General features: G+C 65.8%; 9 protein-coding genes. 7 read left to right on the top strand and 2 right to left on the bottom strand.

Annotation, left to right across the window (positions count from 1 at the left end):
• Positions 1 to 22: 22 nt before the first annotated feature.
• Positions 23 to 1,096 carry a type III secretion system export apparatus subunit SctU gene (gene sctU, locus M5C98_RS21575; RefSeq protein WP_272549492.1) on the bottom strand — a complete coding sequence of 358 codons (1,074 nt, stop codon included), beginning with the start codon at positions 1,094 to 1,096 and terminating at the stop codon, positions 23 to 25.
• Positions 1,097 to 1,344: 248 nt separating this feature from the next.
• Here sctU and M5C98_RS21570 point away from each other — a divergent pair, with 248 nt between their 5' ends.
• From M5C98_RS21570 to xopF, 5 genes are all read left to right on the top strand, one after another.
• Positions 1,345 to 1,881: a type III secretion protein gene (locus M5C98_RS21570; RefSeq protein WP_272549491.1), complete on the top strand. Its 537-nt coding sequence runs from the start codon at positions 1,345 to 1,347 to the stop codon at positions 1,879 to 1,881.
• 1 nt (position 1,882) lies between these two features.
• Complete coding sequence (gene sctT, locus M5C98_RS21565) at positions 1,883 to 2,752, top strand: type III secretion system export apparatus subunit SctT (protein ID WP_272549490.1); 870 nt, start codon at positions 1,883 to 1,885, stop codon at positions 2,750 to 2,752.
• Positions 2,753 to 3,074: 322 nt separating this feature from the next.
• A complete protein-coding gene (locus M5C98_RS21560) occupies positions 3,075 to 5,246 on the top strand; it encodes a pectate lyase (protein WP_272549489.1) in 2,172 nt (723 codons plus the stop codon).
• Positions 5,247 to 5,505: 259 nt separating this feature from the next.
• Positions 5,506 to 5,961, top strand: coding sequence for a hypothetical protein (locus tag M5C98_RS21555; protein ID WP_272549488.1), 456 nt, complete (start codon positions 5,506 to 5,508; stop codon positions 5,959 to 5,961).
• Positions 5,962 to 6,265: 304 nt separating this feature from the next.
• Complete coding sequence (gene xopF / locus M5C98_RS21550) at positions 6,266 to 8,212, top strand: XopF/Hpa4 family type III secretion system effector (RefSeq protein ID WP_272549486.1); 1,947 nt, start codon at positions 6,266 to 6,268, stop codon at positions 8,210 to 8,212.
• Between the two features lie 182 nt (positions 8,213 to 8,394).
• Here the strand turns inward: xopF and M5C98_RS21545 are convergent, their stop codons facing one another.
• A complete protein-coding gene (locus M5C98_RS21545) occupies positions 8,395 to 9,858 on the bottom strand; it encodes a ribonuclease inhibitor (protein ID WP_272549485.1) in 1,464 nt (487 codons plus the stop codon).
• A gap of 234 nt (positions 9,859 to 10,092) precedes the next feature.
• On the opposite strand from M5C98_RS21545, the gene M5C98_RS21540 reads away from it, so the two are divergent.
• The gene (locus M5C98_RS21540; RefSeq protein WP_272549484.1) at positions 10,093 to 10,812 is read left to right on the top strand and encodes a hypothetical protein; all 720 of its coding nucleotides are present in this window, start codon (positions 10,093 to 10,095) and stop codon (positions 10,810 to 10,812) included.
• 38 nt (positions 10,813 to 10,850) lie between these two features.
• Positions 10,851 to 11,537: a metal-dependent hydrolase gene (locus M5C98_RS21535; protein ID WP_272549483.1), complete on the top strand. Its 687-nt coding sequence runs from the start codon at positions 10,851 to 10,853 to the stop codon at positions 11,535 to 11,537.
• The last annotated feature ends 17 nt before the right edge of the window (positions 11,538 to 11,554 follow it).

Raw genomic sequence — 11,554 nt, 5'->3', positions numbered from 1 at the left:
TTTTCCTGGTAATGAATGCTTGTCAGGGAGCCGGGTTGTTTGATGCAGTGCCGCCGCCGAACTGGTCGAGTTCGGCCACCCAGCGCAGCACGACGGCGACGGATTCGAGCAGCTCTTCGGAGATGGGCTGGTTCAGCGGCAGGCGGTGCAGCGCACGGGCCAGCGGCGGGTTGGCGATGATCGGAACGCCATGCGTGGCGGCCAGGCCCCGGATCACCGCTGCCTGCGCATCCATCCCCTTGGCCACCACGATGGGCAGGGGCGTCACGCCCTCTTCATAGAGCAATGCCACTGCATAGTGGGTCGGGTTGGTGACCACTACCGTGGCGCCGGGAACACGTTCCTGCGGCGGGCTGTTGGCCAGTTCATCGCGCAGCGATTTCTGCTGCCCTTTCACGTGGGGATCGCCGTCGCTGTCCTTGCGCTCGCGCTTGATGTCGTCCTTGCTCATGCGCTGGTCGCGGATGAAAAGCCAGCGCTGCAAGCCGAAGTCCACCGGCCCGATGATCACGAACACCAGGCACGAAAAGCTGATCAGCTTCAGGATGGCGCTCCACGCCACCTGGCCCGCACCCTGCGCGGACAGATAGGCAGAGCCCACGAGCAACGGCACGAGGCTGAGTACGATTTGCCAGATCACCGCGCCCAGTGCCACGGCTTTCACCACCGACTTGCAGAACTCGATGATCGAGCGTGCGTTGATCAGTTTTTTAAGGCCTTCGGCGGGGTTCAGTTTCTCGAATTTCGGCTGGATGGCTTCGAAGGAAATGATGACCCCCACCTGGCCCATCATCGCGATGATCGCCACCAGCACAGAGACGATGACCAGGGAAAACGCGGCGATCGCGCCGTCGAACACCATGGAGGAGATCAGGGCCAGGACTTGCTGTGTGTTCTGCGCCTGGATGCCTTGGTGTATGGCTGTCTTCACCACCTTCGCGATGTGGTCGTAGAGCATGGGTCCCGAACCGATCAGCACCAGCAGCGACGCGACCAGGATGGCTGCGGCGACGATGTCCTGGCTCTTGGGGACTTCTCCCTTCTTGCGGGCGTCCATGAGCTTCTTGTCTGTGGGTTCTTCCGTTTTTTCTGACATGGAGTGGGCTCGGTGGTCGCGGTGCGCGATGGGTTCGTGCAATCTAGTTCCGCATGGCACCTGGCGTGCCGCCGATGCGAAGTCCTTGCCCTCGCAGACGAACGTGGCGTATCTCGCCCCGTGCCCTGCGCGCCAACATTCGCTTTGCCGTGATTGCCTTCGTTCTGGGTCCCTGTCGCGGGGCTTTGCGCTTCTAGTCTTGCCGCCAGAAGGTTGATCGATGTCGGTCGGCCACTGGAGAGGGATTCATGAGCACGATCAAGGGGTTGCGCATCCTGGTGCGCCTGAAGAAGCGGCGTGTCGAGCAGAGCGAAGCGGCATTGCAGGAAAGCGCCCGTCAGCGTGACCGCGACCGGGCGGCGCATGAGGCGGCCATGGCCGATGAGCAGCAGGTGCGTCAGGCCGAGAGCGACATGCGTGACCGGATCGCTTCGACCACCGAGCGTCCACGGGGCTTTCATGCCCAGGAGGTGGTGACGCTGCAGATCCTGGTGAAGGAGGCCGAAGTGCAAAGCGCGGAAGCCGGCAAGCGCACCCATCGTGCCGAAACGCAGGTGGAGGCGGCCGTGCAGCGGGTGGCCGAACGCGAGTCCGCGCTGCGGCGGGCAACGCAGCAACTGGAGGCGACCGAGGCCCGGCTGGAACGGGCGGTGCAAGAGGCCGAGCGTGCACAGGAAGATGCGCAGGACGAGGAGGCTGAGGAAACTGCTGTCGCACGCATGCTGGCCTGCTCACGGGCCGCTGCGCGCACGCGATTGCAGCTCGCGCGCGGCGCCAGGGCGTGACATGGCGATGGACCCCTCCATGCAGCAGGGGCTGGGCCTGTTCCAGCTGACGCTCGATCTCAAAGGTTTCTTTGCCGTGCTGGCACTGTCCACCGCGCGCATCTATGCCGCCATGCTCGTCATGCCGGCAACGAACGACATGCTCTTGTATGGGCGCACCCGCGGCGGGCTCGTTCTCGTGCTGGGCGCCTTCGTGGCCTGGGGCCAACCGACCGAGCTGTTGCATTCCCTGACCGCCGTGGACATGGCGGTGCTGGTGCTCAAGGAGGGCGTCATCGGAATGCTGATCGGTTTTGCGGTCGGCACCGTCTTCTGGGTGGCCGAGAGCGTAGGCATGCTCATCGACAACCAGACCGGCTACAACAACATCCAGCAGACCAATCCGCTCAGCGGCCAGCAAAGCACGCCAGTGGGCAACCTGCTGTCTCAACTGGCCATCGTCGGCTTCTACATGCTGGGGGGCATGCTGGTCTTCATCGGCTTGCTGTTCGATTCTTACGAGTGGTGGCCGCTCACGGGCGTCATGCCCAGCTGGTCGGTGTTGATGGAGCGGTTCCTGCCGACCGAAGTCACCAACTACGCCGAAACCGTGCTCAAGATCGCCGGACCGGTGATCGTGATCCTGATGCTCATCGACCTGGGCATCGGGTTGCTGGGCAAGGCGGCAGAAAAGCTGGAGCCCAACAGCCTTGCCCAGCCCATCAAGGGAGCAACGACCATGCTGCTGCTGGTGCTCCTGGTGGGAGTGTTTTTCCAGCAGGTGCGGCCCCAGCTCACGATGCGGCCGGTGGCCGAGCGCATCAAGCGCCTGCTGTCGCCTTCGCCGGCCTCGCCCGCTCCAGCCCTTTCGCCGGGGGTGCCCCATGGGTGAAGGCGGATTCACCTGGCGGGCATTGCGCTACCGCCCCAGAAGCTTGGCGGCCAGTCTGTCGCGTGCACTGGCTTCGCGCCGATGCGCGGTGTTGGCCGTGCGGCGGCGCCCCCCGCCGCCGCCGCGCTTGACGTGCCCCTGCGAGGTTCATCTCGGTGCCGGGGTTTCCCACCACGTGCCGATCCGGTCGCCACCACGTTCGTGCCTTTCCTTTGATCCCTTGCCCATTCGCGCCACACGGTGGATCCCTCCGCCGGACTTTCCCTGTCTGAACCGCCATCGGGTGGACAGCTTTTTTTTCACTTTGCTTTAAGGAGTCAGCATGTCAGTCAATTTTCAAACCCAGACCACCTCCCGGTTCAACAACAACCTGGACTCTCTGTCGGGCAACCAACAGAATTCTTCCCAGAAACTGCAGGACGAACTGCTCCAGCTGGTTGTGCTGGTGCTGCAGCAAGTCATGAAAGCGATGGACAAAGACGGTTCCGACAGCAAGGCGGGCGGCACGGACGGTGTGTCGGGCAAGGGTGGCGCGGACGGCACCAACGGAGGCAGCGGCACGAACAAGGGCCAGGGGATGTCCGGGCTGATCCAGCAGTTCGCCGAACTGCTGCAGCAGATCGCCAAGTCCATGGAACAGAACTCGCAGAAAAATCCCGCCAACGATCTGGCCAACAGCATTGCCGACAAGCTCGGCGGCGGTGGCGGCAACACGCTCGATGAAATGGGCAAGGACGGCGGCGGCGGTGGCAACCTGCTGGAGCAACTGGGCGAAAGCTATCTGCGCCAGATCCTGGACAAGATGTCCACAGGCGGTACGGGCAGTGCCGGCGGCACGGGGCAAACCAATGGCGGTGGCAGTGGTGGCGACGGCAATACAAGCGCCAGCGACATCGGCGATCTGGCCAAGCAGTTCATCGAGGCACTGCTGTCGGGTGGCTCGGGTGCGGTGGAAGACCTGGGCAAGAAAAACGGTACGGGCGGCACCGGAGGCACGGACGGTGCCGGCGGCACTGGCGGCACTGAGGGCGCGGACGGCACGCAAAGCGGCGACGGCCAGTCGTCGATCCAGCAGCTGCTGCAGGTGCTCGAGCAGATTCTGCAAATCCTGCAAACTCTGCAAGGCGGAAAGGCGGAAGGCTCTGGTGGTGGCGGTGGGGCCGGCGGCACCGGGGATTCCGGCGGCACCGGCAATACCGATGGAACCAGCAATGCCGGCGGAACTGGCGGCACTGGTGATTCCGGTGGAGCCGATGGAACTGATGGTGCAAAGGGGCAGGGCTCGCCGGGCGATATGCTCAAGCAATTGGTAGAGGCCCTCATCAAGGGCGACAGCAGCGCATTGGACAAGCTGGCCAATGGCGATAAGCAAAATGGTGGCGCACAGGATGCAACCCAACAACTGATGGAGTTGCTGCAAAAACTGATCGAACTCCTGACGGGCAAGAAGCCGGACGAGTCCGATAGCGAGTCGGGCGGAGGCGGTGGTGGCGGCGGCACGCAGCCTTCTGCTGGTGGTGGCGGCGGCACGCAGCCTTCTGCTGGTGGTGGCGGCGGTACGAAGCCTTCTGCTGGTGGTGATGGCGGTACGAAGCCTTCTGCTGGTGGTGATGGCGGTACGAAGCCTTCTGCTGGCGGTGATGGCGGTACGAAGCCTTCTGCTGGCGGTGATGGCGGTACGAAGCCTTCTGCTGGCGGTGATGGCGGTACGAAGCCTTCTGCTGGCGGTGATGGCGGTACGAAGCCTCCAGTGGGTGATGGCGGCGGTACGGAAAAGCCTTCCACAGACAAGCCTTCCACGACGGGTCCTTCTACCGGCACCAAGCCTTCCGAGACCCCTTCCACTACGGGTTCTGGCTCTGGAGGCAAGGTAACGAGCATTCCACCCGCCAGCGGCGAGAAGATCGTCAATGAGCCCATTGTGGTCAAGGCCGGCACCACCTTCGACGGCGGCAACGTGCATTACAAGGCGGGCCCTGCTCTTGGAGACGGCGGTCAGAGCGAGAACCAGAAGCCGGTATTCATCCTGGAACCCGGTGCGACCCTTAAGAACGTCCAGATTTCCGGCGGCGATGGCATTCACACCCAAGGCAATGCCACCCTCGACGGCGTGTTCGGCCGCGATGTGGGCGAGGACTTCATGACGAAGAAGGGCGAAGGCGACGTGGTGTTCAAGAACGGCGGCGCATCGAACGCCACCGACAAGACGTTCCAGCTCAACCACGGCGGCGCCTTCTCCATCGACAACTCCTTCTTCGATGGCACCAGCAAGCTGGTCCGCACCAACGGTGGCAAGGACTTCGCGACCGACATCTCGATCACCAACTCGACGATCAGGAACGTCAAGGAAGCCGTGGTGCGTACCGACGCGACGCAGGCCAACATCAAGCTGGCCAACAACGACATTGTTGGCGCACCCCACGATGTGCTCGCACCCGCCGCCACCAAGGTGGAAGGTGCGGAAAACCGCGGTACCAAGGCCTTCACGGGCTGATGAAAAAGAGGCTGGAAGTCTGCTGCGTCATGCCAGCGGATCTTCCCGCCTTGCTTGGCCACAGCGGCTGGTGCATGCAGGCGTTCGCCTGCCTTGCCAAGCCGCTGTGCCTGCGTGCAGCACATCCAGCCGCAACACGGCCTGCTGCCTCGTTTTCAGCAGCATCGGCAGTGCAATGTCTTTTCGTCGGGGCCACCTCCGTGCCCTGATTTCTCTCCCCCCCCCCCCCAACACACTCAATTCGTCATAGGACAGTCCCATGAGCGCCCCATCCACCGTTGCCCGCGTGCCCGAGGCCGCGACGCGCGCCCAGATCGATTTCTTGACCCAGTTGGCCGTGCACATCGGCCTGCGGGCGGAAGACGGCCTCTTCCTGATGGCCCCGCGGGTCATCAGCGGGCCGGCCGGTTTGGCCGGCCGTTTCCATTTGCACCCCGAGCATGCCGCGGTGCTTCCCGAAGTGCTGCTGCCGGTCGCAGCGCAAGAGCTTGCCGGGCCGGAGGTCTTGAAGCTTTTGACGCTGCAGGCCGCGGTCCTGAAGGAGTTCGGCTGGTACTTGGGCGCATCCGCCGAAGGCATGCTGCAGCTCAGCTCGCTGTCCTGGATCGAGGCCCCGCAAGACGCGGCCACCGCCATGGACATGCTCAACGGCGTGGGTGCCAGCGTGCTGCAGGCATTGCTGGAGCAGCCCGGGCCGGCCTCGGCCTCCGCTTGAGTCTCCACCGGACGTCTCGTCTCCCCGAATCACTGGACCCAAGGACATTCCCATGGACCATCCGAACGTCACCAGCCGCAGCCTCCGGCCCACCCACCAGCGTACCGGCGCCGACACGGCGCCCCCCGGGAACCCGGTTGACCGGTCTCGGCCCCGGTCGCAGACGCTGGAGCACCAAGAATTGAGCCCGCGAGCTTCGCCGGGCACACCGGACAGTGCCGGACCCATCCGCCGAACGGTGCTTCCCGACCGTGGCACTCATGCATCAGGAACGTCTGAAGCCAGCCATTCCCCAACGACGTCCGTGCCCTACGTCGCCATCGACATGCCGTCTTTCGGTGAAGGCGTTGCCAATGCCGGGGCCTCTCGCAGCTGGATGGGGGCCATCGGTCAGACCATGCAGTCGGGTGGACGGCTCATGGCGCAGGGCATGGGGGCCGCCTGGGCGGGCGCCAATGCGCTGGCGGGGCAGGTCGGATTGCGAGGGCAGGCGCCCCAGACTGCAGTGGCGCAGGCCACCGATTTGCAGGCATCGGTGCAGGAGATCGCCATCGACATGGTGGACCTGGAGGCCAACATGCCGCCCGCGGCGGCCGATCCTGCGGCGGCGGACCTACCCGCTCTGACGGCGGGCGATCGTCTGGTGGCCGCTCTGGATAACATGCAGTTCCGTAACGAAAGCCCGCAGCAGCTCGAGATGGCCGCGCAATACAAAGACTGGGCCAGGCAGACAGCCGATGCGCGCGAGGCCGCTGGAGCTGCCGGCTATTCGCTGAAGGCCGCCGATGCCGCGCTGCCGGCGGGGTACGACTTTGTCCGCCAATTGTTGAGCTCGATGTCGCGGTCGCCAGCCGCCAACGCGATGGCAACCGCCATCGGCCCGCGCTCGGGCCTGAACGCCGAGGGCCAATCGGTGAACATCGGAGAACTGAGCAACCAGTACGACCCTGCGCTCGCTGGCGGCGCTCTCGGCGGGGTTACCGCGCATCTGGCCGACACCACGTTGCTGTCGGCCATGGACCGCCGCGCTGCCTTTGCCAACTTTCCCCAGTTCAAGGCCATCGATCCCCGCGTGCTGGTCCCCGATCCTTGCCCCGTGCAACTGCGCGTGGTTGACGGAAGAAAAGAGTTCTGGAAACCGGTGACGGCCGATGCTCTGGGTGGCCCGAGCCATCTGCCCACGATGAATGAATTGAAGACCCAGGCAGACCTGCGGCGAAAGTCGGTGACGACACTGCAGGCTGCGCTGGACGGCAAGCAATGGGGGGTGTTGGCCCAGCCGCTCGTGACGGCAGGCTTCAACGTGCTGCGCCGGCAGGTGATGCCGATCCATGCGTTCACCAATCCGGCCTTGGTGTTTGCCCACTCGCTGTGGGCTTCAGGGCTCGGCGGAGGGGTGACCAAGCTCGCGCTGGGCATGGGCAAGTCAGTGGCCTATGCCAACCTGGACGACCTCGCTGGCGGGACACAGAAAGCCAACGTGTTTGCCAAGAGCCTGCCGCATCCCGAGCTGCCTGCTGCCGGGCTGGCGGACTTCCGAGGGTTGCCAGGCTATGGGGCGGAAGTGGCAAAGGAGACGCTGGCACTGACGCAGCATTTCTGGATCGGTCCTTGGCGCACGAGCGGGTCGTGGTCGCCCAATGGCGACGATGTGCGCGCCCGTTTGAGCGACATGGGCCGTTCGCTTGCATCCAACGTGATGGCGGGCGTTGCATCGACCGGCATCGGCGCCCTGGTCGGGCAACTGGGGCGGGGGGGCTCCAACTCGGCCTTGTCGGGCGAATCCCTGCGCTCGCAGGGCTACATGCTGCAGCAGGCCGGCCAGAGTTCTTCCAACGATTTCGTCTGGCAAGCCAGCAAGGAGTATCTGGGCGGCGCGTCCCACAGCCTGACCGACTCCATCGACAAGTGGCGAGACAACAAAATGGTGCGGCTTTCGAACGCGGCCTACCTCGCACAGAACGAGGTGTCCGCTCTGGCTGCCGAACTCCGGGGCGTGTTTCCCGAGCATGGCAACGATCAGACGATGTACCTCAGCACAGCGATGGACACGCTGGCCAGACTGCGGGAGGCCAGCGAGCCGCAATTGGGTGATCTGCAGGTTGCTCAGCGGCTGCTGCTGGGCGGCGCGGCTGGCGCAGGCGAACACAGGGACGAGATCGCGCAGATCCAGGGGATGGTCGATCAGACCCTTCGCACCCTGCAGCACCGTGACGAGTTGACTGATTGGGTCAAGCCCAAGTCCGATTGATGCATCGCAGGCAGGCGCCGGGGGCCGGCCCTGCCATCGGGCCGTTGGCGAAGCCAGGGCTTAACTGCGTAAGCACCCTGGCCGGTGGCCTTTCATCCGCGTGCGCGCGAACCGATTCCTCGACCCAGGCCAGGCCCCCTGTTCCCGGCCCTGGACGGCCCATCAGCCCATACCGGAAGCCTTCAACCGAGGGCGGTCATCAGTGCGCGATGGGTTTGCGCATACGCACGGTTTCCCCGCTCGGAAAACGGGTTGCTCCACAGGTCCAGCGATGCCAGCGTGCGATTGCCAGCCAATGCGTGCGCGCCTGACTCGCCGATCCGGTTGCGGGCCAGGTTTAGTTTCTGCAGGCGGGGGTTGGCTGCCAGGGCCCGGGCACCGCCGGAGCCGATCTGGTGGCCCTCCAGGTCGAGTTCGGTCAGGCAGGCGCTGGCTGCCAGGGCGCAAGCGCCGGCTTCCGTGATTTGCACGGTCCCTGCCATGTCGTTGCGCAAAACCAGGCGGGCCAGCGTGCGTGAGCGGCCCAACGCGCAAGCGCCGGCATTGCCCACTTGGCAACTGCCCAGATCCAGGAAAACCAGGGATGGGGCGTCGGCCAGTGCCTGGGCACCGGCATCGCCCACCGGGTTGTGGCGCAGGTCGAGCGTGGCCAGGGCGGTGTGTTGCGCGAGGGCTTGCGCGCCTGCCGTGCCGATGCCATTGCCCGACGCCACCAGGGTGTGCAGCCGCGGCATCCGCGCCAGGGCGCCCGCACCCTTGTCTCCGATCCGGTTGCGCTGCAGGTTCAGCGACTCCAAAAAAGGGTGCGTCGCCAGGCTGTGCGCACCATCTTCGCCGATCAGGTTGCCGCCCAGCGCCAGGTGGGTCAGGCTGCGGTTGCCGCCCAGCGGGGCGATGGCTGCATCGCGCAGCCGGTTGTCGCTCAGGTCCAGCGAGCGCAGGGCATGGCTGCGGGCGAGGGCGCGGATGCCCTCGGCACCCAGCGAAGGGTTACTCCGCAACTCCAACACCTGAAGGTGCGGGTGGGCTGCCAGGCCAGCGGCGCCTGCATTGCCGATACCGCAGTCGTTCAGCCGCAGCGTCTGTATGCCAGTGCTGCGGGCCAGCGCGCGGGCACCCTCGTCGCCGATCGGGTTGTGGCTGAGGTCCAGGCAGCTCAGCGTGGGATGGCCTGCGAGGATCGCGGCGCCTTGCGCGTCGATGTGCAGATGGCGGGCCGTGAGCGAGCGCAGGTCCAGCCGGCAAAGCTGCGCCAGGCCCGCTGAACTGATGCCTTTGCAATGCAGCAGTTCCAGGTCCTGAAGCGACCCGGGAAGGTGCTGCAGATCCGCGTCGCTGAACTCGCCCCGCAGGACGATCTTGCGCAATCCGGGGAACAGCCCGTCTTCGCAGATGTCCAGCAGCCCTTGCGAGCCGCGAACGACCGGTACGCCGGCGAGCCCTTCGGACAGGTCCCGTACAGGCTGCTCGGCCGGCCGGGCGGCAGCTTGCCGTACGGCAGGAGCGGGTGACATTTCCCCCACGCGGCGGGGAGATGCGCGGCGCAGGCGATGGACGCCCAAGGCCTTGGCGCTCAACCAGGCAAAGAGGCCGCCCGCTACCGGGCGCAGTTCTGTCGGGGGGCTTTTCAGGATGAGACTGTTCATGGCGTTCTCGCGTTGATCGGGATGCCTTCAGGGTAGGCAGCCAACGCCTGCGTGCGCGGCCAGCATGCGAAGCGATCGCCAGACAAGCGAGCGGGGCCGTCCGCCAGGGGCGCGCTGCATCGATTGTCATCAGCTTTTCACACGGGCTGACGATCATCCACCCTCATGTATTTCGATGTGCAGATTCGGCGCGGCGCGCCAGCAGGCTCTTGGTCGCCCTCTCACGGCACGCCCTTGCCTGCCCCGGTCTTCAAGGGGGCTTCGCGTGCGGAGAGCCGGCCGCAGGCACGGTTTCTCTGCCTGGAGGACATCCCCCAATTGCTGCGCCTGGAGGCCCGGCAATGGACTTCGGAGCAAGCGGCCGACGAGGCCGCGCTGCGTGATCGCATCCTGGCTCATCCCGATCTGTGCGTCGGCGCGTTCTGCCCTCGAACGGGGGAGGCGCTGGCATCGCTCTTCATGAAGCCGGTCTGCCGCCAGGCCGTGCTGGCTGCGCGCTCCTGGCACGACTGTGCAGGGCACCCGGTGGGCGCGCAGCGCAGCCGCAGCCTCTTCGGCATCAGCCTGACGAGCGTGGACCCGGAGGCTGCCTGCGAGCTGATCCGGTTCTTTTGGCCCCATGCGCTTCGCAATGGCTGGCGCGACATTTATCTGGGATCGCCCGTTCCAGGCCTGCGCCGCGCCATGGAAGACGGGCAAGCGCCCGACGCGCAAACCTATGTGCATTCACGCCGCGGCGGCCTGCCGGCCGATGCGCAGTTGCGCTACTACCACCGCAAGGGCTTTCGGGAGATCGTCGGCGTGCGGCCGGATTATTTTCCGCATGCGGATTCGCTGGACCATGGCGTCCTGTTGCGCGGTGCGGTGCCGCTGGCAGCGGGGTGGCCTCTTTGGCGCATCCTGCCTTTCGGGCTGCTGCGCCGCGCAACGCACTGGGCGGGGGGCCTGCTGTGACCGCGGCGCATGCCCGTGTGGCGCCATGGAACGGCGACATGTTCCGCACGCGGTTCTTCGATGCGCTGTCGCTTTTGCTGCCTTCCGGCGAGGCTTTCGTGATCGATGCCATCTCCGATGCGCTGCAGGCCCACGGCGGGCAAGGCCTCCCGTCCCCAGCGCTGCGCGAGGAAGCCCTGCGCTTTGTGAGGGAGGAAGCCGCGCACCAGCGGGCGCACCGTCGCTACAACGAGCGGTTGGCGCAGTCGGGCGTTCCGGTGGCGGCGCTGGAGGGCCGGGTGGCAGCCGCAGTCCAGGAACTGGCGGGGTTGCCGCTGCCCACCCGCCTGGCGCTGGCCGAGGCGTTCGAGCACCTGACCGCGCTGCTGTCGGCCCAGGTCCTTGAAGGAACGGCTTGGCTGCAGGGCAATGGCCGCGAAGCGCGGATGTGGCGCTGGCATTGCGAGGAAGAGGTCGGGCATCGCCATGTTGCCTCCGACGTGGCGCGCGCCCTCGGCGTGGGACATGCCCGGCGCATCGCGTGCCTGGCGCTGGCGGCGCTGTACCTCGGTATCGATCTGTCGCGCTTGCTGGCGGGGCTTTTGTGGCGGGACATCCTGAGTGGGCAGGTTCGCCCGTTGGGCCTGCTTGGGCAAGCCGCGCGGTTCGCGTTGCGCACGGCCCCCGGCGTGGGCCGCATCGCCATCGCATCGCTGGCCTGCCTTTTCCCCCGCCGCCCGGCTTGACCGGTGGCCGAACCCCG

It is taken from the genome of Acidovorax sp. NCPPB 3576, assembly GCF_028473605.1.
Lineage (GTDB): Bacteria > Pseudomonadota > Gammaproteobacteria > Burkholderiales > Burkholderiaceae_C > Paracidovorax.
The sequence above is the reverse complement of the archived record's forward strand: the minus strand, read 5'-3'. Positions and strand labels throughout refer to the sequence as shown.

What these genes read in the sequence shown, in the direction of transcription:
- M5C98_RS21535 (WP_272549483.1), top strand. Translation starts at nt 10,851, where the DNA reads ATGTTCCGCACGCGGTTCTTCGATGCGCTGTCGCTTTTGCTGCCTTCC.
- M5C98_RS21555 (WP_272549488.1), top strand. Translation starts at nt 5,506, where the DNA reads ATGAGCGCCCCATCCACCGTTGCCCGCGTGCCCGAGGCCGCGACGCGC.
- M5C98_RS21560 (WP_272549489.1), top strand. Translation starts at nt 3,075, where the DNA reads ATGTCAGTCAATTTTCAAACCCAGACCACCTCCCGGTTCAACAACAAC.
- sctU (WP_272549492.1), bottom strand. Translation starts at nt 1,096, where the DNA reads ATGTCAGAAAAAACGGAAGAACCCACAGACAAGAAGCTCATGGACGCC.
- sctT (WP_272549490.1), top strand. Translation starts at nt 1,883, where the DNA reads ATGGCGATGGACCCCTCCATGCAGCAGGGGCTGGGCCTGTTCCAGCTG.
- M5C98_RS21545 (WP_272549485.1), bottom strand. Translation starts at nt 9,858, where the DNA reads ATGAACAGTCTCATCCTGAAAAGCCCCCCGACAGAACTGCGCCCGGTA.
- M5C98_RS21570 (WP_272549491.1), top strand. Translation starts at nt 1,345, where the DNA reads ATGAGCACGATCAAGGGGTTGCGCATCCTGGTGCGCCTGAAGAAGCGG.